This window comes from Paracoccus sp. ME4 (genome assembly GCF_046736325.1).
Classification (GTDB): Bacteria; Pseudomonadota; Alphaproteobacteria; order Rhodobacterales; family Rhodobacteraceae; genus Paracoccus.
In genome coordinates, this window is the sequence record NZ_CP151276.1 from 1,029,679 (window position 1) to 1,051,418 (window position 21,740).

The following is a 21,740-nucleotide window of genomic DNA, read 5'->3' on the forward strand; positions in this document are numbered from 1 at the left end:
CCTCAGCCCTGCATGGCCCAGGGGCCGTGGTGGTCGTCCCGGCTGTCCAGCCGGTCGAAGCCATGCGCGCCGAAGAAGTCGCGCTGCGCCTGGACCAGGTTCGCGGTGCCGCGCGCGGTGCGCATCATGTCGAACCACATCAGCCCCGATGCCAGCGCCGGCAGGGCATGACCCGCGCCGATGCCTTGGCTGACCACGCGGCGCAGCGCGGGCAGGGCGGTCTCGATCAGGTCGGCAAAGAAGGGAGCCATGATCAGGTTGCGCGACGGATCGTCGGCCAGCGCCTGAGCCATGTCGTTCAGCATTGCCGAACGGATGATGCAGCCCGCCCGCCAGACCCGCGCGATGCCGGGCAGGTCCAGCGTCCAGCCGAAGCGGTCCGACGCGCCCGCGATCATCGTGAAGCCCTGCGCATAGCACAGGATCTTGCCCGCGATCAGCGCCTGCTCCAGATCGTCCGCCTCCAGCGCGACCGGGGCGGGGGCGGCGCCGAAGCGGGCCTCTCCGGCCTGACGCTCCTCCAGGCGGGCGCTGACGTTGCGCGCCATGACCGCGGCCTCGATCACCGGGATGGGCGCGGAGAGGTGCTGCGCCTCGATCGCGGTCCAGCGGCCGGTGCCCTTCTGTCCGGCGCGGTCCAGGATCACGTCGGGCATGGCCTCGCCGCTGTGCGGATCGCGCGCCGCGGTGACCTTGGCCGAGATCTCGATCAGGTAGGAGGAGAGCGTCCCCTCGTTCCAGCGGGCAAAGACCTCGGAGATGGCGGGCGCGTCCAGCCCCATGCCGTCGCGCATCAGGCCATAGACCTCGGCGATCATCTGCATGTCGGCATATTCGATGCCGTTATGGACCATCTTGACGAAATGCCCCGCGCCCGCATCCCCCATGCGCGCGGCGCAAGGCGTGCCGTCCTCTACCTTGGCGGCGATCGCGGTCATCACCGGGGCCACGCGATCCCAATCCGCCGCCGCGCCGCCGCCCATGATGGCGGGACCGTGGCGCGCGCCCTCCTCGCCCCCGGAGACGCCCATGCCCAGGAAGCGGAAGGGCAGCCCCTCCGCCGCACGGCGGTTGGTGTCGTGGAAATCGGCATTGCCCGCGTCGATGACCAGGTCATCCGCGCCCAGCAGCGGCGCCAGCGCCTTCAGCTGCGCATCCACGGCCTCTCCGGCGGGGACCATCAGGATGATGGCGCGCGGCTCCTGGATGGCGGCGATCAGCTCCTCCAGGCTCTCGGTCGGCACGACGTTGTCGGCCAGCGGCCCGGCGCCCTGCGCAAAGCGGCGCGTCACCTCGGTCGTGCGGTTCCAGACCGCGATGGGAAAGCCCTTCTCGGCGATGTTCAGCGCCAGCGCCGCCCCCATCGTCCCCAATCCGATCAGCCCGATCTGCGCCTTGGCCATGTCTTTTCCTCGCCTCCGTTCCGGTTTCGGAGGATGTTTACGCTAGCGGCCCGGCAGTGTCACGGGGTCGGCCCACGCATGCGGACCCGCATCAGCGTCTGCAGCCCGGTCGCGACATGGTGGCGCGCGCCGTCCCGCAGGGCATGGACGTCCAGCTGGCAGATGCTCAGCGTGCGGCCCGACTTGACGACGCGGCCGGTGGCCTCCAGGCGCTCGCCCCGGGCGGGGTTCAGCAGGTTCAGCTTGAACTCGGTCGTCAGCACGTCGTCGGTCGGATCGAACAGCGTCATCGCGGCATAGCCGCCCGCCGAATCCGCCAGGGCCGACGTGCCCCCGGCGTGGAAATACCCCATCTGCTGCGTCAGCTCGGGGCGGAAGGGCAGGTGCAGGACCACCGTGCCGGGGCGGATCGCGTCGATCCGCGCGCCCAGGTGGCGCATCAGGCCTTGGCTGTCGAAGCTGGACCTGATGCGCAGGGCGAGGGCGTCGGGAACGGTCGCGCCCATCGCGCGCGCGCCCCGCGGCCTCAGCCGCGGCGCGACAGCAGCTGCAGCGCCAGCGTGCCGACGGCGATCTTAAACAGGTCGCCCAGCAGGAAGGGCGCCACGCCCACCGCCAGCAGCCGGTCGGCCGGCACGAAGGCCGACAGCCAGATCAGGCCCGGCACATAGATCGCGACGGTGCCCGCCAGCATCGCCACGGCGCGCGCGGCCATTCCGCCGCGCGCGGCCAGCCAGCCGGTCACGACCATGGCCAGCGCCATGCCGATCAGGAAGCCCGTCGTCGGACCGGCCAGATAGGCCAGGCCCAGCCCCCGCTCGGGCGAACCGGCAAAGACCGGCAGCCCGGCCAGGCCCGCGGCCATGTAGGCGCCCATCGCGGCCAGCCCCATGCGCGGACCCAGCCCCGCCGCGATGACCAGCACGGCCAACGTCTGCAGGGTCATCGGCACGGGCCAGAACGGCACCTGCACCTTGGCGCCAAGCGCGATCAGGGCCGCGGCGGCCAGGGTCAGGCCGATGCGGGCGGTCAGGCCGTATGCCTCGGGGCGGGTCTGGGTGAACTGCATGGGATATCCCCCTGTCTGTGGCGTGGTGTCCGTGATCCTTGCGCGACGTCCGGCAGCGGCCGCGAATCACGCGGGTACAGGGCCAACCGTCCTTGCGCGCCACACAAGCCCAAGGCGCGCCCGCGCACAAGCATAGATGCCGCGAAACCCCCTCGAATCCCACGCGGAAGCGCCGCCAAGGCCTCCATGCCATGCAGTTTTTTGCGCCCGTGCGGCCTGTGCCAATTTGTCGCGATCTGCGCCCATCAGGGCGTTGCGCGGCGCAGGCGCCGAAACCGGCATACCTATTTACAGGGCGCGCGCGTCCCCCGCGCCACCCGGCGCGGGCCGACCCGGTGTCACCGCCCCGACGGGCGGATCCACATGCCCGCCGCGACTGTTTTCCGCCGATGAAGGGTGCTAAGCCCTTGGGCCATTGCATGCCGCGACAAGGGTTCGAGACATGGCTGACGATTATCGACCGGTTGAACGCGTGATGGGCGGGCCTGCGGGCTGGATCTCGATCGCGCTGCCGACGGTGCTGTTCGTGTATCTGCTGGGCTGGCTGCCTCAAATCGTCCAGGGGCCGCAGGTGCTGGGCATTCCCTGGGTGCCGTCGCTGGACGTCAGCCTCAGCGTCCTTCTGGACGGGCTCAGCCTGACCTTCGCGCTGCTGATCACCGGGATCGGCGCGGCGGTGACGCTGTATTCGGCCCGCTATCTCGGCGATCACCCGGATTATCCGCGCTTCGTCAGCTATCTGCTGATGTTCATGGTGGGCATGCTGGGCTTGGTGACGGCCGACAACCTGATCATGCTGTTCGTGTTCTGGGAGATCACGACCATCGCCTCCTACCTGCTGATCGGCTTCAACGCCGACAGCGCCAAATCACGCCGGTCGGCGCTTCAGGCGCTGCTGGTCACGGGCACGGGCGGGCTGATCCTGCTGGCGGGCATCATCGTGCTGGGCACCGTCGCGGGCACGTTCGAGCTGTCGCAGATCCTGACCCAGGGCGAGATGCTGCGAGCCCATCCCTGGTATCTGGCCATCATGGTGCTGTTCCTGGCGGGGGCCTTCACCAAGTCGGCCCAGGTGCCGTTCCATTTCTGGCTCCCCAACGCCATGGCGGCGCCCACGCCCGTGTCGGCCTATCTGCATTCGGCCACCATGGTGAAGGCGGGCGTCTTCCTGATGGCGCGCATGAACCCCGCGCTGGGCGGGACGGATGCGTGGTTCTGGACGCTGATCCTGTTCGGCGGCGTGACGGCGGTCTTCGCCTCGGTCATGGCCATGCGGCAGAGCGACATCAAGCAGGTGCTGGCCTACACGACGCTGATGGCGCTGGGCACGCTGACCATGTTCATCGGTGCGGGCACGCATTACGCGATCATGGCGGCGATGCTGTTCCTGGTGGTGCACTCGCTCTACAAGGCGGCGCTGTTCCTGATGATCGGCATCGTGGACCACGCCACCGGCACGCGCGAGGCGGGCGTGCTGGGCGGCCTGTCCAAGGCCATGCCGCTGACCGGGCTGGCGGCCGCGCTGGCCGCGATCAGCATGGCGGGCATCCCGCCGATGGTCGGCTTCATCGGCAAGGAATTCATGTACAAGGCCGGGCTGGGGCTGGAGGGCTTCGCCGCGATCTGGGTCACGGGAATGATCTTCGCCGCGTCGGTCCTGATGTTCACGGTGGGCGGCATCGTGGCGCTGCGCCCGTTCCGTGGCCCGCTGAAGGACACGCCCAAGACCCCGCATGAAGGCCCCTGGCCGATGCTGGTCGGGCCGCTGGTCCTCGGCGCGCTGTCGCTGGTCTTCGGCCTGCTTCCGGGTGTCCTGGGCCATTACCTGGTGGGTCCCGCGACGCATGCGGTCTTCGGCGAGGTGCGCGAGGTGCATCTCTATCTCTGGGGCGGCATCAACACGGCGCTGATCCTGTCGCTGCTGACCTTCGCGGCGGGCTGGCTGGTCTACCGGGTGCATCAGCCCCTGCGCGCCCGCCTGGCCGCCTTCGAGGCCCGCAACCCGATCGACTTCGACGCGGGCTGGGACCGGCTTCTGGACGGGTTCAAGGCCTTTGCCGCCTGGCAGACCGCGCTGATCCAGACCGGCTCGCTGCAGCGCTACATGGCGGTGACCTTCGGCGCCTTCGTGGTGCTGGTCGGCGGCACCTATCTGCTGCGCGGCGCCTTCCAGGGCGTGCCGGTCCCGGCCGAGGGTGGCGTGCATCCCGTCCAATGGGCGGTGCTGGCGCTGATCGTGACGGGCGCGCTGCTGACGGTCTGGACGCACAGCCGCATGACGGCGGTGACGGGCATGGGCATCACGGGCATCGGCGTGTCGCTGATGTTCATCATGTTCAGCGCCCCGGACGTCGCAATCACGCAGCTGCTGGTCGAGGTGCTGGTCGTGGTGCTGATCGCGCTGGCCATGCTGCGCCTGCCCTATCTGCCGCGCCGCTCGAAGACCGCGTTCCGCAAGGGCCATGCGGTGATCGCGGCCGGGGTGGGCAGCGTGACGGGCGCGCTGCTGATGTCGGTGATGGCCACCGACTTCGACCGCCGCCTGACCACCTATTTCGAGGCGACCTCCTATCCCGAGGCGCATGGCCGCAACATCGTCAACGTGATCCTGGTGGATTTCCGCGCGCTGGACACGTTCGGAGAGATCACCGTGGTCGCCATGGCCGCCATCGCCGCCTTCGCCCTGCTGCGCGGCGCCCCCCGCCGCGACAAGGAGGAGAGCTGAGATGCAGTCGCTGATCCTGACCACGACCACGCGCCTGCTGGCCGCGCTGCTGATCGTCTTTTCGGTCTATGCGCTGCTGCGCGGCCACAACCTGCCCGGCGGCGGCTTCATCGGCGGGCTGATCGGGGCCACGGCCTTCATCCTCTACACCATCGCCACGACCGTGGACGAGGCGCGCCGCGCGCTGCGCATCGACCCGTCGAACCTGGCGATGGCCGGCCTGGGCGTCGCGGCGCTGGGCGGCATCGGCGCGGCCTTCGCGGGCCAGCCCTTCTTCACCGGACAATGGCTGTTCCTGTTCCGCGACGGCGACAGCTATGTGCCACTGTCCACCGTGCTTGTTTTCGACATCGGAGTCTACATGGCCGTATTCGGCGGAATCCTGACCCTGGTCTTTGCCCTGGAACAGGAGGTCTGACGATGGAACTGCTGCTTGCCCTGTCGGTGGGAATCCTTGTCGCCACCGCCGTCTATCTGATGCTGGACCGCAACGTGCTGCGCTTTCTGTTCGGGCTGGTGCTGCTGTCGAACGCGGTCAACCTGACCATCTTCGCCAGCGGCCGCCTGACGCCGGGCGCGCCCCCGCTGATCGAGCCGGGCGACTATGCGCCCGCCGGGGTCGTGGCCAACGCGCTGCCGCAGGCGCTGGTGCTGACCGCGATCGTGATCGGCTTCGGCCTGATGGCCTTCACCCTGGCGCTGGTCTATCGCGCCTACATGTCCCTCGGCACCGTCAACAGCGACGAGATGCGCATCGCCGAACCCGCCGACGCGGGCAGGGAGGCCGGAAAATGAGCTGGCTTCTGGTCTATCCCATCCTGATCCCGCTGCTGACGGCGGTGCTGTCCTACCTGTTCCGCAACACGCCCGCCGGGCGCTGGATCTCGGTCGCGGGGATGGTCGCGCTGCTGGTGGCCAGCATCGCGCTGATGGCGCAAGTGCTGGACCAAGGCGTGGTCGCGGCGCAGATGTCGAACTGGCCCGCGCCCTTCGGCATCACGCTGGTCGCAGACCTGCTGGGCGGGGTGATGGTCGTCATCACCGCCATCACCGGGCTTGCCACCGTCGTCTATGCCCTGTCCGAGATCTCGCCCCGGCTGGAGCGGCTGGGTTTTCACGCCCTGCTGCACACGCTGCTGATGGGGGTCTGCGGGGCCTTCGTGACGGGCGACCTGTTCAACCTCTATGTCTGGTTCGAGGTCATGCTGATCTCCAGCTTCGGCCTCCTGGTGCTGGGCGCCAGCCGCGAGCAGCTGGACGGCGGGATCAAGTATGTCCTGCTGAACCTGGTCTCGACCGTGATGTTCCTGGCGGGGACGGGGCTGCTCTACGGCATGACCGGCACGCTGAACATGGCCGACCTGCACCTGGCCGTGCGCGAGGTCCAGAACACCGGCCTGCTGACCACGGTCGCGGTGATGTTCATGGTGGCCTTCGGGGTCAAGGCGGCGCTGTTCCCGCTGTTCTTCTGGCTGCCCGCCTCCTATCACACGCCGCCGGTGGCCGTGTCGGCGATCTTCGCGGGCCTGCTGACCAAGGTGGGCGTCTATGCGCTGATCCGGGCCTTCACGCTGATCTTCGATCAGGACGTGGCCTTCACGCACACGATCCTGCTGTGGCTGGCGGTGTTCACCATGGTGACGGGCGTCCTGGGCGCGGCGGCGATGAACGACTTCCGCCGCATCCTGTCCTTCCACATCATCAGCCAGATCGGCTACATGATCCTGGGCCTGGCGCTCTATACGCCCCTGGGGCTGGTCGGCGCGGTCTTCTATCTGGTCCACCACATCATCGTGAAGGCCAACCTGTTCTTCGTGGCCGGCGTGGCCAAGCGCATCGGCGGGTCCACGGACCTGGCGCGGCTTGGCGGGCTCTACGCCCATGCGCCGCTGCTGGCCTTCCTGTTCCTGATCCCGGCCTTCTCGCTGGCGGGCTTTCCGCCGCTGTCGGGCTTCTGGGCGAAATACGTGGTGGTCAAGGCGGCGCTGGACCTTGAGATGTGGGTCGTGGCGGGCGTGTCGCTGGCGGTGGGCCTTCTGACGATCTTCTCGATGACCAAGATCTGGGGCGCGGCCTTCTGGCCCGCCCATCCCGACGGGATCAAGCCGCGCCTGTCGGAGCTGCCGGTCTTCGACCGGGTCGCGCTGATGGCGCCCATCATCGCGCTGGCGGTGCTGACCTGCGTGATCGGCCTCTATCCCGAGCCCTTCGTGCAGTTCGCCGAACGGGCGGCGGGGCAGCTGCTGGACCCGACCGACTATGTCGAAACCGTGCTGGGGGTGCGGCCATGAACATGTTCGCGATCAACGTCGTCCTGGCCTTTGCCTGGATGGCCCTGACGGGCGGTCTGACCATCGGCGGCATGATCACCGGCCTTCTGGTCGGGATGGGCGCGATGTGGATGGTACGGCCGCTGTTTCCCCGGACCGGGCACTATTTCCGCCGGTTGTATTGCGGCACGCGGCTGGCGGTGATGTTCGTCTATGAACTGGTCGTCAGCGCCATCCCGGTGGTGCGCGACGTGCTGACGCCGGGCCAGTCCTCGCAGCCGGCGCTGGTCGCGGTGCCGATCACCATGACAACCGACCTCCAGATCACCCTGCTGGCCAACTTCATCACCCTGACGCCCGGCACGCTGACGCTGGACGTCTCGGAAGACCGCAAGACGCTGTATGTGCACGCCATGTTCGGCGAGGACCCCGACGCGATCCGCGCGCAGGTGCGCGACCGCTTCGAGGTCTGGATCCGCGAGGCGACGGAGTAGAGCCATGATCCTGTCCTATGCCATCCTTCTGGGCTTCGTCCTGGTCATCCTGGGGGTGATCCTGGCGGCCATCCGTCTGGTGCGCGGGCCGTCCCTGGCCGACCGCATCGTGGCGCTGGACCTGATGACGGTGCAGCTGGTCTCGTTCGGCGGGCTGGCGGCGCTGCAATCGGCCAGCGCGGGCTTTCTGGACGTCGCCGTGGTCCTGGCGCTGGTGGGCTTTCTGGCCACCGTGTGCCTCGCCCGCTATCTGGAGCGCCGCATCCTGCTCAAGGCCGAGGAGCTGACATGATCACCGACATCATCATCGCCGCGCTGGTCGTCGCGGGGGGCGTGTTCTGCTTTGCCGCGGGCATGGGCGTGCTGCGCCTGCCGGACCTGCTGACGCGGATGCATGCCTCGACCAAGGCGGGCACCCTGGGGTCCGGGCTGATCCTGGTCGCGGTCGCCGTGGCCTTCGCCGAGACGACGGTGATCGCCCGCGCAGTGGCGGCGATCCTGTTCCTGCTGATGACCGCGCCGGTGGCGGCGCATCTGATCGGGCGGGCGGCCTTCCGCACCGGGGTGCCCATGGCCCGGAACACCCGTTGCGAGCCGGGCGTGGCCGAGGCGCTGCGCGCGCGACCGGAGGATGACGGTCCCCGCTGATGCGCCGGGTCGCGGCGTCAGGTCTTTCCAAGCCGCGCCGCGGGGCGTAATGCTGATGGCTTGGCGGACGAACCGCCCGACCTGAAAGAGCGCATGAGCCACGACATCACCATCATCACCCGCACCGAGGACCTGGCCCGCTTCTGCGAGGCGGCCAAAGAGGCCCCCTACGTCACCGTCGACACGGAATTCCTGCGCGAGCGGACCTACTGGTCCAAGCTGTGCCTGATCCAGCTGGCGATCCCGCCCGCATCGACCGCCAAGACGCCCGGCGGCGATGCCGTGCTGGTCGATCCGCTGGCCGAGGGCCTGTCGCTGGAACCGCTCTACGACCTGTTCCGCCATGAGGCGACGGTCAAGGTGTTCCACGCCGCCCGCCAGGACCTGGAGATCTTCTATCACGACGCCCAGCTGTTCCCGGTGCCGCTGTTCGACACCCAGGTCGCGGCCATGGTCTGCGGCTTTGGCGAGCAGGTCGGCTACGAGACGCTGGTGCGCAAGATCGCGCGGGCCGATCTGGACAAGTCGTCGCGCTTCACCGACTGGTCGCGCCGGCCGCTGTCGGATGCGCAGGCGGCCTATGCACTGGCCGACGTGACGCATCTGCGGGTGATCTATGAATTCCTGTCGGCCGAGCTGAAGAAGACCGGCCGCGAGGCTTGGCTGGCCGAGGAGATCGCGGTCCTGGAGGACCCCGAGACCTATATCACCCGCCCCGAGGAGGCCTGGCTGAAGGTGCGCACCCGCACCAATTCGCCGCGCTTCCTGGCGATCCTGCGCGAGCTGGCGCGGTTCCGCGAGGCCTATGCGCAGGAGCGCGACATCCCCCGTTCGCGCGTCTACAAGGACGATGCGATGATCGAGCTGGCCTCGACCAAGCCGCTGTCCGAGGCCGATCTGGGCAAGTCGCGCCTGCTGCTGCGCGAGGCGCGCAAGGGCGACATCGCCAACGGCATCCTGGCCGCGGTCAAGGCGGGCATGGAATCGAAGGACCTGCCCCAGCCCAAGGGAGAGGAGCCGGGCAAGCCCGGCAATGCCGCCCTGTCGGACCTGCTGCGCGTCCTGCTGAAGGCCAAGGCCGATGCGGCGGGCGTCGCGCCCAAGCTGATCGCCTCGTCCTCGGAACTGGACGCGATCGCCACCGGCAGCCGCGACCTGCCCGCGCTGCAGGGCTGGCGCGCCGAGGTCTTCGGCCGCGACGCGCTGCGTCTGGCGGGTGGCGAGATCGCGCTCTCGGCCAAGGGCGGCGCGGTCAAGGTCGTCCCGGTCGGCTGAGATGACGCCCCCGCCCGTCCGCCTGACCCGCCCCTGGCCCGAGGATGCCGAGGACATGGCGGCGGCTCTGGCGGATTGGCAGGTCGTGCGCTGGCTGACCACGCTGCCCTGGCCTTACGGGACCCAGGATGCGCGCGACTTCATCGCCGTCGCCGGTCTGGAGGAGCACGCGATCCGGCAGGGCGGCCGCCTGGTCGGCATGGTCGAGGCGGGCCGGCAGTTCGGCATCTGGATCGCGCCCGACCGGCAGGGGCAGGGCATCGGCCGGCGCGCGGGCGTGCTGGCCCTGTCGCGCCTGTTCCGGTCGGGGGCCAGGACGGTGCAGGCGCATTGCCTGCTGGGCAACCACCGCTCGGCCCGGTTGCTGGACTGGCTGGGCTTCGTGCCGCAGGGCCGGGTCGTCCTGACCTCGCGGCCCCTGGGGTCCGAGGTCGAGGCCGACCGGCTGGTCTTGGACCGCGCCACCTTCCATCGCCGCCACGCCATCGCGCTGGACACCCCGCGCCTGCGCATCGAACCCATGGCGCCGTCGGACCTGCCCGCGCTGCATGCCATCGTCACGCGACCCGACGTGGCGCGGATGCTGCAGCGCTATCGCCCCGACATGACGCCGGAGGAGGTCGCGCCCCTGCTGTCGCAGGCCGCGATGCGGCTGGCCGTGCGGCGCGACGGACGGGCGATCGGATCGGTCGCGCTGCTGGAGGGGCCGGTGCCGCGGATCAGCTATTTCCTGGACCCGGACCATGCGGGGCAGGGCTTCGGACAGGAGATGGTCGCGGCGGTCTTTGCGGAACTAGTCGCGCGTCTTGATCCGCCGCAGATGCTGGCGGACGTGTTCCTGGACAATGCGCCGTCGCGCAAGATCCTGAAGAACCTCGGCTTTCGCCGGCTGGAGGATGCCGATCTGCCGACCCTGGGCCGCGACGGCCCCGCGCGGGCGGCACAGTATCGCTGGACGCCCGGCCTGCTGGGCTAGGCCTCGGGGTTCGACAGCGGCTGGATCACCCGGAACAGCGCCCGGCGTTCCTCGGGCGTCTCGGCCTGCGGAAAGCCGCGATGCGGCGTCGCCGGGGGCGGCGGGGTGGGGGCGGGCCTGCCGCGCGGTCCGAACTCGGCCATGCCCTCGGCAAAGCCGATGGCCGACGGCGAGGGCGCCATGGTCGTGCCGCCGTCGATGATCGGCATGACCTCGTCGGTCACGATGTCGAAGCGGCGTGGCGCGATGCCGGTGTCGCCCTCGGCCACCAGGCAGCCCAGGGCACGCGTCACATCCCCCAGATCCGAGCGCAGCGGCAGCAGCAGCATCTGCGCCGACAGCTGCGGGCGGGCATAGTCCGCCTTGCCGTCCAGCGTCAGCCGCGCGATCTGCGGGGCCTTGAACACGCTCTCCAGCACGTCCGAGAACCGCCCGCGCGAGCTGGTGTTGAGGAAGGCGCAGATCGGCATGCCACGCACCTCCATGCCCATCAGGTCGATCAGGTGCCGCCCCGCCAGACGCATCCGTCCCGCCCCGGGCGCGATGCGCTCCAGGATGAAGGCATAGTCCAGCGTGCGGGCGATGCCGCGCGGGTCCACGTCCGACCGAGCCGGGATGGCGCGTCCGCGACGCAGCCCGTCCCAGTAGTCCCGCATTTCGCGCAGGATGCGGTCGGGCCTGCAGGCGTCGTAGTCGCGCAGCTGCACCACGCGGTCCCGCTCGTCGCGGGGCTCGGGCATGGAGGGGATGTCTGATCCGTCAGTCCGGTCCGACACGGTCAACCTTTCACCAACTTCCGGCCAGGGCCGGTCACTCTGTTCGCAGGACCATCCTAACGCCTGAACGGGTCGTTCGGACAGAGATTTTATGAACGGATGGTTAAGACGCGCGGGGTCCCCGGGTCTTGACCAGGGCGGCCCGCCGTTGCATCCCCAAGCGCATGACGCACAATGCCGGGAACGACGCCTTGATGATCGACCGCACGGGCCTGATGGTCATTCTGTCCTCGCCTTCGGGGGCGGGGAAATCGACGCTGGCGCGGCGGCTGATGGAGTGGGACGACAGCCTGCGCTTCTCGGTCTCGGCCACCACCCGCGCGCCGCGGCCCGGAGAGGTGGACGGGGTCGACTATCACTTCACCAGCCGCGACGCCTTCCTGCGCATGGTCGTCGAGGGGCAGATGCTGGAACATGCCGAGGTCTTCGGCAATCTCTACGGCAGTCCGCGCGGCCCGGTCGAACAGGCCATGCAGGCCGGGCGCGACACGCTGTTCGACGTGGACTGGCAGGGCGGCCAGCAGATCCGGGCATCGGCCCTTGGCGCGCATGTCGTGTCGATCTTCGTGCTGCCCCCCTCGCTGCCGGAGTTGGAACGCCGCCTGCGCGGCCGCGGGCAGGACAGTGACGCGGTCATCGCCGGCCGCATGGAGAAGAGCCGGTCCGAGATCAGCCACTGGGCCGAATACGATTACGTCCTGGTCAACGACGACCTGGACCGGACCGAGGCCGCGATGCGCACCATCCTGACTGCCGAACGCCTGCGCCGCGACCGGCAGGCGGGCCTGGGCGGCTTCGTCCGCGCGCTGATGGCGGAGGAGACCGCGTGATCTGGGCGCTGGACGGCATCGCCCCGCAGATCGACCCGCAGGCCTGGGTCGCGCCCGACGCGCGGCTGATGGGGCGCGTGACGCTGGCGGCCGGGGCGTCGGTCTGGTTCGGGGCGGTGCTGCGCGGCGATACCGAGATGATCGAGGTGGGGCCGGGCAGCAACGTGCAGGATCTCTGCGTGCTGCATACCGATCCGGGCCATCCGCTGATCATCGGCGCGGATTGCACCATCGGCCACCGCGCGATCCTGCACGGTTGCCGGATCGGGGACGGGGCGCTGATCGGCATGGGGGCCACGGTGCTGAACGGCGCGGTGATCGGTGCGGGCGCGCTGATCGGGGCGGGGGCGCTGATCCCGGAGGGCAAGGTGATCCCCGACGGCGCCCTGGTCATGGGCGCGCCCGGCCGCGTAGTGCGCCAGCTGGATGCAAAGGCGCAGGCGGATCTGCGCGCCTCGGCCGCGCGATACCGGGCCAATGCGGCGCGGTTCCGGGCGGGCCTCGCCCCCGCGGCAGGCTGAGCCGATGAGCGCGGGCCAGCGCCGGGTCGAGGGATTTCTGGACGGCATTCCGGTGCCGATGCTGGCGGTGGACCGCGCCGCCCGCGTGATCGCCGCGAACCCGCTGGCGCTGGCGCTGTTCGGTCCCGACCTGACGGGGCGTCCCTTCGTGACCGTCCTGCGCCATCCGGCCATCGTGCAGGCCGTGGACTGGGTGCTGGACCCCGAGGGAACGACCGCGCCCGCGCCCGATCCGGCGCTGCCCCAACCGCCCGACGGGGTGGCGACGCTGCGCGCGACCTGCGCGGCTGACGGGCGCGAGATCCTGGCCGAGGTGACCGTGGCGCCCTTGCCCGCGCCTCTGGGTCGCGGCGCGACCATCGCCGTCCTGGACCGCAGCGTGGCCGAGGAGGCCGAGCAGATGCGCCGCGACTTCGTGGCCAATGTCAGCCACGAGCTGAAAACGCCGCTGACCGCGCTGACCGGCTTCATCGAGACGCTGCGCGGCCCGGCCCGCGACGACGCCCGCGCGCGCGACCGCTTTCTGGACATCATGGAGCGCGAGGCGGGGCGCATGAATCGCCTGATCAGCGAGTTGCTGTCGCTGAGCCGGGTGCAGGCCGATGAGCGCACGCGCCCGTCGGGGCGCGTCGATCTGCCGGGGCTGCTGCGCGGCACGCTGGCGATGCTGGCGCCGCGTGCCGAGGCCGCGGGCGTCACCGTCGCGACCGAGGGGCTGGAGGTCGATCTGCGCCTGCGCGGTGACGGCGACCAGCTGACGCAGGTCTTTCAGAACCTGATCGAGAACGCGCTGAAATACGGCGGGTCGGGGGGCGTGCTGCGCGTCACGCTGACGCGCATCCCGCACGAGCCGCTGCTGCGCGGTCCGGCCTGGGCCGTGGCCATCGAGGATCGCGGCGAGGGCATCGAGGAGCAGCACCTGCCGCGCCTGACCGAACGGTTCTATCGCGTGGACACGCACCGCTCGCGCGCGCAGGGCGGCACCGGGCTGGGCCTTGCCATCGTCAAGCACATCGTCAACCGCCATCGCGGCCGGCTGCGGATCGAGAGCCGGGTCGGGCAGGGCAGCCGCTTCACCGTGATCCTGCCCGAGGGGACGGGGCGCGGCTGAGGGCCCTCTCGCCCTTGGTCGCCGCATGGCCTATAAGCGGGCGAACGGACAGTCAGGGGAACATCGTCATGTCGCAATCACCGCAGGTCGATCCGGCCAAGTTGGCCGCCGCCAAGGCCGCGGTCGCGCTGGTCGAGGACGGCATGAGGCTGGGCCTGGGCACCGGATCGACCGCCAGCGTGATGGTGCGGGTGCTGGCCGAGCGGGTCGCGGCCGAGGGGCTGCAGCTGCGCTGCGCCGCCACCTCCAAGGCCACCGCCGACCTCGCCCAGAGCCTGGGCCTGCGCATCGAGAGCCTGGACGGCATCGGCTGGCTGGACATGACCATCGACGGCGCCGACGAGGTCGACCCGCATCTGCACCTGATCAAGGGCGGCGGCGCCGCGCATCTGCGCGAGAAGATCGTGGCCGCCGCCAGCGACCGCATGGTGGTGATCGCCGATCCGGGCAAGGTGGTCGAGGTGCTGGGCGCCTTTCCCCTGCCGGTCGAGGTGCTGGAGTTCGGCTTCGAGACCACCCGCACCCTGATCCGCCGCGCGCTGGTGGCGCTGGATCTGGGCGAGCGCGACGTGCTGCAGCGCCTGAAGGGCAGCGATCCCGTCATCACCGATGAGGGCAACCTGATCCTGGATCTGCACCTGGAGCAGATCCCCGACCCCGCGGCGCTGGCCCGCGCCCTGTCCGGCATTCCGGGCGTGGTCGAGCACGGGCTGTTCCTGGGCATGTGCGACCTGGCCATCATCGGCCGCGAGGATGGCAGCGTGGTCGAGCTGGCGCGCGACGACATCGATGCCGACATGCTGGCGCAGGAAGGGGACTGACGTGGAATTCGACTATGACCTGTTCGTGATCGGCGGCGGTTCGGGCGGCGTCCGCGCGGCGCGGATCGCGGCCGGCGAGCATGGCGCCAAGGTGGGCCTTGCCGAGGAGAGCCGCATGGGCGGCACCTGCGTCATCCGCGGCTGCGTGCCCAAGAAGCTGATGATCTTCGCCTCGCAGGCCGGGCTGATGGCCGACGAGATGCGCGGATACGGCTGGTGCGACGCGCAGGCCGGCGCCTTCGACTGGGAGGTGTTCCGCGAGAAGCTGGATGCCGAGCTGACCCGGCTGGAGCTGATCTATCGCGCCGGCCTGACCCGCGCGGGCGTCGAGATCCACGACCAGCGCGCCATGCTGGACGGCCATCACCGGGTCCGGCTGGCCGATGGCACCACCAAGACCGCGCGCCACATCCTGATCGCGACCGGCGGCCGCCCCGCCCCCATCGGCATCCCCGGAGAGGAGCTGGCGATGGTGTCGGACGACCTGTTCCTGATGGAGCGCCTGCCGGGGCGGGTGCTGCTGGTGGGCGGGGGCTTCATCGCCTGCGAATTCGCGACGATCCTGGCGGGGCTGGGCGTCGACACGGTGCAGGCCTATCGCGGCGACGCGGTGCTGCGCGGCTTCGACCGCGAGGCGCGCGACCTGGCGACGCTGCAGCTGGGCGCGGTGGGAGTCGATCTGCGCCTGGGCCTGACGCCCGCGGCGCTGGAACGGGACGGCGACCGCATCCGCGTGCGCTTCGACGACGCGTCCGAGGACCGCTTCGACGCGGTGCTGATGGCGACCGGGCGCGATCCCTACACGAAGGGTCTGGGCCTGGAGACGACCGAGGTCCGTACGAAACCCAACGGCGCGATCGAGGTCGACGACTGGTCGCAGACCTGCGTGCCATCGATCTTCGCCGTGGGCGACGTGACCGACCGCGTCAACCTGACCCCGGTCGCGATCCGCGAGGGGCATGCCTTTGCCGACACGGTCTTCGGTGCGCGGCCCCGGACGGTCGATCACGGGCTGGTCGCCAGCGCCGTCTATCTGCGCCCGCACGAGCTGGCCAGCATCGGCCTGACCGAGGAGGAGGCCCGCGCCCGCGGCCCGGTCGACGTCTTTGCCACGACCTTCCGGCCCATGCGGTCGATGTTCGCGGGCAGCGACGCCAAGGTGATGATGAAGCTGCTGGTCGATCCGGCCGACGACCGCGTGCTGGGCTGCCACATCTTCGGCCCCGAGGCGGGCGAGATGATCCAGTTGGCCGCCATCGCCATCGCCATGGGCGCGACCAAGGCGCAGTTCGACGCGACCGTGGCCGTCCACCCGACCGCTGCCGAAGAACTGGTGACAATGCGCCAGCCCGCGCGGCGCCACGACGGCGTGGCCGTCTGACAATGCCGTGGGCGCGGCCTTGCGTCGCGCCCACGGTGGGGGTGCAGGGTTGACATTTCGGCCCCGCGCACCAGTTTTCAACCAACGGAAATTCTTACGAAAGAAGGTCGAGCGGATGGCAAATCAGGGCCCCTGGGGCGGAGGCGGCGGCGGAAACGGCGGCCGGGATGACGGGGATCGTGACAAGAAGCCTGCCGGCCGCCCCTGGGGAGAGCAGCCGCCCCCCGGCGGCCCGCGCCGCCCGAACGGCGATCCGCAGCGCCCCGAGATCGAGGATCTGATGAAGAAGGGCCAGGAGCGCTTGCGCGTCCTGATGGGCGGGCGCGGCGGTCCGGGCGGGCCGGGGACGGGCGGTCGGCCGCCGCTCGGGCCGAATTTCGGGCTGAACCGCTCGACCCTGATGATCGCGGGTCTGGCGGCGGTGGGCCTGTGGGCCTTCGCCAGCTTCTACCGCGTGCAGACCAACGAGCAGTCGGTCGAGTTCCTGTTCGGCCGCGCCGTGGCCGTGGGCACCGAGGGTCTGAACTTCGCCCCCTGGCCCTTCGTCACCGCCGAGGTCGTGCCCGTCACCAACGAACGCGTGACCGAGATCGGCACCGGCCAGGCCGGGCCGATGGACAGCGGTCTGATGCTGACGCGCGACCAGAACATCGTGAACATGGAATACCAGGTGGTCTGGAACATCCGCGATCCGCAGATGTACCTGTTCAACCTGGCCGATCCGGCCGACACGATCCGCGCCGTCTCGGAGGCTGCGATGCGCGACATCATCGCGAGGAGCGAGCTGGCCCCGATCCTGAACCGCGACCGCGGCGTGATCGGCACCGACCTGCAGGCCGCGATCCAGAGCACGCTGGACAGCTATCAGTCGGGCATCAACGTGATCCGCGTCAACCTGGACCGCGCCGACCCGCCCGAGGAGGTCATCGACGCCTTCCGCGAGGTGCAGGCCGCCCAGCAGGAGCGCGACCGCCTGCAGAGCGAGGCCGACGCCTATGCCAACCGCGAACTGGCCGCCGCCCGCGGTCAGGCCGCGCAGATCCTGGAGCAGGCCGAGGCCTATCGCGCGGAGGCGGTGAACACCGCCGCCGGTGAGGCCGCGCGCTTCAACTCGATCTACGAGGAATACGTGAACGCCCCCGACGTGACCCGCCGCCGGATGTATCTGGAGACGATGGAGCAGGTCCTGGGCCGCGTGAACAAGATCATCATCGGCGAGGGCATCGGCGGCGAGGGCGGATCGGGGGTCGTCCCCTATCTGCCGCTGGACCAGCTGCGCGGCACCGGCCAGCAGGGCGCGGCCCCGCAGGCCGGCACGTCGCAATCCTCGCAGCCGCAGGGCGGCGGCCAGACCGGCGCCGCAGGGACCACCATGACCGGCGGAGGGACGAACTGATGGCCGCGCGCAAGAACATCCTGACGGCGCTGGCCGTTCCGGGCCTCGTGGTCGTGGCCGTGCTGGCCGCATCCTCGCTGTTCATCGTGGATGAGCGGGAGAAGGCGCTGGTGCTGCGTCTGGGCCGGGTCGTGGACGTGCAGGACACGCCTGGCCTGAACTTCAAGCTGCCCTTCATCGACAATGTCGTGCGCTATGACGGGCGCATCCTGGGCCTGCCGACCAGCCCGCTGGAGGTCACGCCCCTGGACGACCGCCGCCTGGTGGTCGATGCCTTCGCGCGCTGGCGCATCACTGATCCGGTGCGCTTCCGGCAGGCGGTGGGCATCCAGGGCGTGCAGGGCGCGCAGCAGCGGCTGGAGCCGATCGTCATCAACGCGATCCGCGACATCCTGGGCACGGTGCCCTCGACTTCGGTCCTGTCGGATGACCGCACGAACCTGATGAACCAGATCCGCGACGAGGCGCGGTCCAATTCGCAGGGCCTGGGCATCGAGATCATCGACGTGCGCCTGACCCGCACCGACCTGCCCGAGCAGAACCTGAACGCGACCTATGCCCGGATGCGGGCCGAGCGCGCCCGCGAGGCCGCCGACGAGGTCGCACGCGGCAACGAGGCCGCGCAGCGCGTCCGCGCCGCCGCCGACCGGACCGTGGTCGAGCTGACCTCCGAGGCGACCCGCCGGTCGGAGATCATCCGGGGCGAGGCCGATGCGCAGCGCAACGCGATCTATGCCGACGCCTATGGCCGCGACCCCGAGTTCTTTGCCTTCACCCGCTCGCTGACCTCCTACGAGCGGGCGCTGCAGGGGCAGAACAGCTCGATGGTCATGCAGCCCGACAGCGAGTTCTTCACCTATCTGTCGAATGACGGATCGCAGAACGCGAACCCGGCCTCGACGCCGGTGCCGCCGGGCAATTCGGCCGAACGGCTTGGCCTGAACGCCGATCCCGCCGCCCAGGAGGAGGGCGAGGCCCTGGTCACCCCCGAGGTCACCGACCGCGACGGCAACCGTCTGGGTGAATCCGCGGGGATCGAGCTGACCCCGGTGCCCGAGAACCTGGCCACACCGCCGCAGGAGGAATCCGAGATCGTCGCCCCCGAGGCCGTGATCGAGGGAGAGGCCCCCGCGGAGGAGCCCGCCCCGGCGGAGCAGCCCGCTCCGGCCGAGGAACCGGCTCAGGATCCGGCCCAGGCACCGGCGAACTGACGCGAGAACGGGCGGGGGGGGCGACCTCCGCCCGTTTTCGTGACCGGGGCTGCAACGAAAATCACGATCAGTTCACGACGCGAGAGCGTGGTTTATTTGCAACGCGACACTAGATTGCAGTCATATCCATGAGGCGACGCGGGGCATCCCTGCCAGGGCGCCGCCATCGAGAGATGAGGACATCACGCATGAAACCGCTTTTCCCTCGGCCCATCCTGACCGCCTCGGCGCTGGCGCTTGCCGTGGGTCTGGGCGCGGCCGGCGCGCAGCAGGTCACCCAGCCCGCCAATGACGACCTGCCCCCCGAGGTCGCGCAGGAGGCGCAGGATGCAGCCGACGCCAACCAGCCCCTGGGCATGGACCAGGCGGCGCAGGCCCCCTCGCAGGTCATGCCCGGCAGCTTCGCCGATCTGGCCCAGAAGGTGTCGCCCGCGGTCGTGAACATCACGACCACCTCGGTCGTGTCCCAGCCCACCGGCGGGCCGGCCTTCCCCGAGGGCAGCCCCTTCTCGGACCTGTTCCGCGAGTTCGGCTTTCCCGGCATGCCGGGCGGACCCGGCGGCCCCGGGGCGCCCGAAGGCATGCCCGGCCCCGCACCGCAGCAGCGCTCGAACGCGCTCGGCTCGGGCTTCGTGATCTCAGCCGACGGGTTCATCGTGACGAACAACCACGTCATCGAGGGCGCCGACCAGATCGAGGTCGAGTTCTACTCGGGCGACACCCTGCCCGCCGAGGTGGTGGGCACCGACCCCAATACCGACGTGGCCCTGCTGAAGGTCGAGAGCGACGAGGCGATCCCCTTCGTGCAGTTCGGCAACAGCGACACGGCGCGGGTGGGGGACTGGGTCTTGGCCTTGGGCAACCCGTTGGGGCAGGGCTTCTCGGCCAGTTCGGGCATCGTCTCGGCGCGCAACCGCGAGCTGTCGGGCACCTATGACGACTATCTGCAGACCGACGCGGCGATCAACCGCGGCAACTCGGGCGGCCCGCTGTTCAACCTGCAGGGCGAGGTCATCGGCGTGAACACGGCGATCCTGTCGCCGAACGGCGGCTCGATCGGCATCGGCTTCTCGATGGCGTCGAACGTCGTCTCGCAAGTTGTTGACCAGCTTCAGGAATTCGGTGAGACGCGGCGCGGCTGGCTGGGCGTGATGATCCAGGATGTGACGCCCGAGATGTCCGAGGCCATGGGCCTGTCGGTCGAGGGCGGCGCGATGGTCACCGACGTGCCCGAAGGCCCGGCCCGCGATGCCGGACTGCAGACCGGCGACGTGATCACCAGCTTTGCCGGAACTCCGGTCGAGGATACCCGCGGGCTGGTGCGCCGCGTGGCCGAGGCCCCCGCGGGCGAGACCGCGCAGGTCGTGGTCATGCGCGACGGCGACGAGCTGACGCTGGACGTGACCCTGGGCCGCCGCGAGACGGCGCAGGGCGGCGGCACCGAGGCGACGCCCGACGAGCCGACCGAGAGCGACGTTCTGGGCATGTCCGTCACCGTGCTGACGCCCGAGATGGCGGCCGAGCTGGGCGCGCCGCGCGACGCGACCGGTCTGGTCATCACCGGCGTCGATGCCGAGGGTCCTGCGGCCGAGAAGGGCCTGGCCGCGGGCGACATCATCACCGATGTCAACCAGCAGACCGTGACCAGCCTGGCCGACCTGACCGCCCGCATCGACGAGGCCCGCGAGGCCGGCCGCCAGTCGGTGCTGATGCTGATCCGGCGCGGCGGAGAGCCGCTGTTCGTGGCGCTGCCCCTGGGCGAGGCCGAACTGGCCGAGTAAGCGCTGCGGCCCGTCCGCGGACAGGGGGCGGTCCTTCGGGGCCGCCCCTTTTCAAATCGGTGCCGATCCCCTAACTCGGGTCCAGCACAAGGGAACGAGCAGATGGCGAAGATTACCTATATCGAACACAACGGCACCCGCCACGAGGTCGAGGTCCGTCCCGGCATGACCGTGATGGAGGGTGCGCGCGACAATGGCGTGCCCGGCATCGACGCCGATTGCGGCGGCGCCTGCGCCTGTTCGACCTGCCATGTCTATGTCGCGCCGGAATGGGTCGAGAAGCTGCCCCCCGTCGATCCGATGGAGCAGGACATGCTGGACTTCGCTTGGAAGCCCGATCCGGAACGCTCGCGCCTGACCTGTCAGCTCAAGGTGACCGAGGCGCTTGACGGTCTGGTCGTCCAACTGCCCGAACGCCAGATCTGACCGGCCGGCGGCCCGTCGCTCACGCGCGGCTCAACTTCGGTTGAACCGCTGCCCTGGGCGGTCGGGGCGGCTTGTTCCGCGTCCCGTTTCATGGTCCGGTCTGCGCAGCGACGGATGGAGACGGGCATGCGGCGATTTCCCTGGTGGAGTGCGATGGCGGTTCTGGCGCTGAGCGTCCCGCTTCGGGCGCAGGAACCCCCTGCCACCGCGATCGAGGTGATCGTGCCGGGCCTGACTGGAGATGACGGCCGCGTCGCCTGCGCCCTGCATGCGGACGCGGCGTCCTTTCCGCAGGGCGCGGGTGTCGCCCATGACGCCGTGACGCCCGCCGATGGGCAGGGCCTGTGCCGCTTCACCGGCGTGCCGCCGGGCCGCTACGCCGTGGCGGTCATGCACGACGCAAACGGCAACGGCCGTCTGGACACCAACGCCCTGGGCATGCCGACCGAGCGGTGGGGCATCTCGGTCGTCGAGGCGCCGCGCCTGCGCGCGCCCCGCTTCGAGGAGGCCGCCTTCGACCTCGGGGCCGAGCCGCTGCGCTTGCGGATCACGTTAGTGCCGTGACAGGATCGGGGGGCGCGCGCGCCCCGGACCGATCGTTCCGGAACGGGGCCGCGAATTCATCG

Annotated in this window: 23 protein-coding genes; 19 read left to right on the plus strand and 4 right to left on the minus strand. The window is 70.1% G+C overall.

All coding sequences use genetic code 11. The annotated features are described in order from the left end of the window. Positions 1 to 2 precede the first annotated feature (2 nt). Genes gndA through AACG61_RS05245 form a run of 3 tightly spaced genes read right to left on the minus strand, consistent with a single transcriptional unit; the run spans position 3 to position 2,472 of the window. The gene (gene gndA, locus AACG61_RS05235; RefSeq protein ID WP_411838948.1) at positions 3 to 1,403 is read right to left on the minus strand and encodes an NADP-dependent phosphogluconate dehydrogenase; all 1,401 of its coding nucleotides are present in this window, start codon (positions 1,401 to 1,403) and stop codon (positions 3 to 5) included. A gap of 59 nt (positions 1,404 to 1,462) precedes the next feature. Further along, a complete protein-coding gene (locus AACG61_RS05240) occupies positions 1,463 to 1,909 on the minus strand; it encodes a PaaI family thioesterase (protein ID WP_411838949.1) in 447 nt (148 codons plus the stop codon). A 20-nt stretch (positions 1,910 to 1,929) separates the two neighbouring features. Continuing rightward, complete coding sequence (locus tag AACG61_RS05245) at positions 1,930 to 2,472, minus strand: biotin transporter BioY (protein WP_411838950.1); 543 nt, start codon at positions 2,470 to 2,472, stop codon at positions 1,930 to 1,932. Positions 2,473 to 2,914: 442 nt separating this feature from the next. Here AACG61_RS05245 and AACG61_RS05250 point away from each other — a divergent pair, with 442 nt between their 5' ends. The 9 genes from AACG61_RS05250 to AACG61_RS05290 all read left to right on the plus strand — a co-directional run bounded on the left by AACG61_RS05250 (position 2,915) and on the right by AACG61_RS05290 (position 10,860). Further along, complete coding sequence (locus AACG61_RS05250) at positions 2,915 to 5,197, plus strand: putative monovalent cation/H+ antiporter subunit A (RefSeq protein WP_411838951.1); 2,283 nt, start codon at positions 2,915 to 2,917, stop codon at positions 5,195 to 5,197. A gap of 1 nt (position 5,198) precedes the next feature. Beyond that, positions 5,199 to 5,615, plus strand: a complete 417-nt coding sequence (locus AACG61_RS05255) for a Na+/H+ antiporter subunit B (protein WP_411838952.1) — start codon at positions 5,199 to 5,201, stop codon at positions 5,613 to 5,615. 2 nt (positions 5,616 to 5,617) lie between these two features. Next, positions 5,618 to 5,992 carry a Na+/H+ antiporter subunit C gene (locus AACG61_RS05260; protein WP_411838953.1) on the plus strand — a complete coding sequence of 125 codons (375 nt, stop codon included), beginning with the start codon at positions 5,618 to 5,620 and terminating at the stop codon, positions 5,990 to 5,992. Then, complete coding sequence (locus AACG61_RS05265; protein ID WP_411838954.1) at positions 5,989 to 7,488, plus strand: Na+/H+ antiporter subunit D; 1,500 nt, start codon at positions 5,989 to 5,991, stop codon at positions 7,486 to 7,488. The genes AACG61_RS05260 and AACG61_RS05265 overlap by 4 nt, the downstream gene beginning before the upstream one ends. After that, positions 7,485 to 7,961: a Na+/H+ antiporter subunit E gene (locus AACG61_RS05270; protein WP_411838955.1), complete on the plus strand. Its 477-nt coding sequence runs from the start codon at positions 7,485 to 7,487 to the stop codon at positions 7,959 to 7,961. The genes AACG61_RS05265 and AACG61_RS05270 overlap by 4 nt, the downstream gene beginning before the upstream one ends. A 4-nt stretch (positions 7,962 to 7,965) precedes the next feature. Beyond that, on the plus strand, positions 7,966 to 8,253 hold the full coding sequence (locus tag AACG61_RS05275) for a monovalent cation/H+ antiporter complex subunit F (protein ID WP_411838956.1): 288 nt from the start codon (positions 7,966 to 7,968) through the stop codon (positions 8,251 to 8,253). Continuing rightward, positions 8,250 to 8,609, plus strand: a complete 360-nt coding sequence (gene mnhG / locus AACG61_RS05280; RefSeq protein ID WP_411838957.1) for a monovalent cation/H(+) antiporter subunit G — start codon at positions 8,250 to 8,252, stop codon at positions 8,607 to 8,609. The genes AACG61_RS05275 and mnhG overlap by 4 nt, the downstream gene beginning before the upstream one ends. Positions 8,610 to 8,714: 105 nt before the next feature. Continuing rightward, positions 8,715 to 9,884 carry a ribonuclease D gene (rnd, locus tag AACG61_RS05285; protein WP_411839466.1) on the plus strand — a complete coding sequence of 390 codons (1,170 nt, stop codon included), beginning with the start codon at positions 8,715 to 8,717 and terminating at the stop codon, positions 9,882 to 9,884. Position 9,885: 1 nt separating this feature from the next. Further along, entirely contained in the window at positions 9,886 to 10,860 is a 975-nt protein-coding gene (locus tag AACG61_RS05290; RefSeq protein WP_411838958.1) for a GNAT family N-acetyltransferase, read from the plus strand. On the opposite strand, the gene AACG61_RS05295 is transcribed toward AACG61_RS05290, so the two are convergent. Next, positions 10,857 to 11,600, minus strand: a complete 744-nt coding sequence (locus AACG61_RS05295) for a PAS domain-containing protein (RefSeq protein WP_411838959.1) — start codon at positions 11,598 to 11,600, stop codon at positions 10,857 to 10,859. The genes AACG61_RS05290 and AACG61_RS05295 overlap by 4 nt on opposite strands. 230 nt (positions 11,601 to 11,830) lie before the next feature. Between AACG61_RS05295 and gmk the strand changes: the two genes are divergently transcribed. The 10 genes from gmk (at position 11,831) to AACG61_RS05345 (ending at position 21,678) form a co-directional block, all read left to right on the plus strand. Continuing rightward, positions 11,831 to 12,466 (plus strand): guanylate kinase, encoded by a 636-nt coding sequence (gmk, locus tag AACG61_RS05300; protein ID WP_411838960.1) that lies wholly within the window; start codon positions 11,831 to 11,833, stop codon positions 12,464 to 12,466. After that, a complete protein-coding gene (locus AACG61_RS05305) occupies positions 12,463 to 12,987 on the plus strand; it encodes a gamma carbonic anhydrase family protein (RefSeq protein WP_411838961.1) in 525 nt (174 codons plus the stop codon). The genes gmk and AACG61_RS05305 overlap by 4 nt, the downstream gene beginning before the upstream one ends. Before the next feature lie 4 nt (positions 12,988 to 12,991). Then, complete coding sequence (locus tag AACG61_RS05310; protein ID WP_411838962.1) at positions 12,992 to 14,098, plus strand: ATP-binding protein; 1,107 nt, start codon at positions 12,992 to 12,994, stop codon at positions 14,096 to 14,098. 68 nt (positions 14,099 to 14,166) lie between these two features. After that, entirely contained in the window at positions 14,167 to 14,919 is a 753-nt protein-coding gene (gene rpiA / locus AACG61_RS05315; protein WP_411838963.1) for a ribose-5-phosphate isomerase RpiA, read from the plus strand. Between the two features lies 1 nt (position 14,920). After that, positions 14,921 to 16,300, plus strand: coding sequence for a glutathione-disulfide reductase (gorA, locus tag AACG61_RS05320; RefSeq protein WP_411838964.1), 1,380 nt, complete (start codon positions 14,921 to 14,923; stop codon positions 16,298 to 16,300). Positions 16,301 to 16,415: 115 nt separating this feature from the next. Then, the gene (gene hflK / locus AACG61_RS05325) at positions 16,416 to 17,696 is read left to right on the plus strand and encodes an FtsH protease activity modulator HflK (protein ID WP_411838965.1); all 1,281 of its coding nucleotides are present in this window, start codon (positions 16,416 to 16,418) and stop codon (positions 17,694 to 17,696) included. Beyond that, the gene (gene hflC, locus AACG61_RS05330) at positions 17,696 to 18,907 is read left to right on the plus strand and encodes a protease modulator HflC (RefSeq protein ID WP_411838966.1); all 1,212 of its coding nucleotides are present in this window, start codon (positions 17,696 to 17,698) and stop codon (positions 18,905 to 18,907) included. The genes hflK and hflC overlap by 1 nt, the downstream gene beginning before the upstream one ends. 356 nt (positions 18,908 to 19,263) lie before the next feature. Further along, a complete protein-coding gene (locus tag AACG61_RS05335; protein WP_411839467.1) occupies positions 19,264 to 20,688 on the plus strand; it encodes a Do family serine endopeptidase in 1,425 nt (474 codons plus the stop codon). A gap of 102 nt (positions 20,689 to 20,790) precedes the next feature. Next, on the plus strand, positions 20,791 to 21,114 hold the full coding sequence (locus tag AACG61_RS05340; RefSeq protein WP_411838967.1) for a 2Fe-2S iron-sulfur cluster-binding protein: 324 nt from the start codon (positions 20,791 to 20,793) through the stop codon (positions 21,112 to 21,114). Positions 21,115 to 21,240: 126 nt separating this feature from the next. Continuing rightward, a complete protein-coding gene (locus AACG61_RS05345; RefSeq protein ID WP_411838968.1) occupies positions 21,241 to 21,678 on the plus strand; it encodes a DUF2141 domain-containing protein in 438 nt (145 codons plus the stop codon). The last annotated feature ends 62 nt before the right edge of the window (positions 21,679 to 21,740 follow it).

Bases quoted from the DNA above. Each gene is read 5' to 3' on its own strand.
- gndA (WP_411838948.1), bottom strand. From the start codon at position 1,403: ATGGCCAAGGCGCAGATCGGGCTGATCGGATTGGGGACGATGGGGGCG.
- AACG61_RS05240 (WP_411838949.1), bottom strand. From the start codon at position 1,909: ATGGGCGCGACCGTTCCCGACGCCCTCGCCCTGCGCATCAGGTCCAGC.
- AACG61_RS05245 (WP_411838950.1), bottom strand. From the start codon at position 2,472: ATGCAGTTCACCCAGACCCGCCCCGAGGCATACGGCCTGACCGCCCGC.
- AACG61_RS05250 (WP_411838951.1), top strand. From the start codon at position 2,915: ATGGCTGACGATTATCGACCGGTTGAACGCGTGATGGGCGGGCCTGCG.
- AACG61_RS05255 (WP_411838952.1), top strand. From the start codon at position 5,199: ATGCAGTCGCTGATCCTGACCACGACCACGCGCCTGCTGGCCGCGCTG.
- AACG61_RS05260 (WP_411838953.1), top strand. From the start codon at position 5,618: ATGGAACTGCTGCTTGCCCTGTCGGTGGGAATCCTTGTCGCCACCGCC.
- AACG61_RS05265 (WP_411838954.1), top strand. From the start codon at position 5,989: ATGAGCTGGCTTCTGGTCTATCCCATCCTGATCCCGCTGCTGACGGCG.
- AACG61_RS05270 (WP_411838955.1), top strand. From the start codon at position 7,485: ATGAACATGTTCGCGATCAACGTCGTCCTGGCCTTTGCCTGGATGGCC.
- AACG61_RS05275 (WP_411838956.1), top strand. From the start codon at position 7,966: ATGATCCTGTCCTATGCCATCCTTCTGGGCTTCGTCCTGGTCATCCTG.
- mnhG (WP_411838957.1), top strand. From the start codon at position 8,250: ATGATCACCGACATCATCATCGCCGCGCTGGTCGTCGCGGGGGGCGTG.
- AACG61_RS05290 (WP_411838958.1), top strand. From the start codon at position 9,886: ATGACGCCCCCGCCCGTCCGCCTGACCCGCCCCTGGCCCGAGGATGCC.
- AACG61_RS05295 (WP_411838959.1), bottom strand. From the start codon at position 11,600: ATGCCCGAGCCCCGCGACGAGCGGGACCGCGTGGTGCAGCTGCGCGAC.
- gmk (WP_411838960.1), top strand. From the start codon at position 11,831: ATGATCGACCGCACGGGCCTGATGGTCATTCTGTCCTCGCCTTCGGGG.
- AACG61_RS05310 (WP_411838962.1), top strand. From the start codon at position 12,992: ATGAGCGCGGGCCAGCGCCGGGTCGAGGGATTTCTGGACGGCATTCCG.
- rpiA (WP_411838963.1), top strand. From the start codon at position 14,167: ATGTCGCAATCACCGCAGGTCGATCCGGCCAAGTTGGCCGCCGCCAAG.
- hflK (WP_411838965.1), top strand. From the start codon at position 16,416: ATGGCAAATCAGGGCCCCTGGGGCGGAGGCGGCGGCGGAAACGGCGGC.
- hflC (WP_411838966.1), top strand. From the start codon at position 17,696: ATGGCCGCGCGCAAGAACATCCTGACGGCGCTGGCCGTTCCGGGCCTC.
- AACG61_RS05335 (WP_411839467.1), top strand. From the start codon at position 19,264: ATGGACCAGGCGGCGCAGGCCCCCTCGCAGGTCATGCCCGGCAGCTTC.
- AACG61_RS05340 (WP_411838967.1), top strand. From the start codon at position 20,791: ATGGCGAAGATTACCTATATCGAACACAACGGCACCCGCCACGAGGTC.
- AACG61_RS05345 (WP_411838968.1), top strand. From the start codon at position 21,241: ATGCGGCGATTTCCCTGGTGGAGTGCGATGGCGGTTCTGGCGCTGAGC.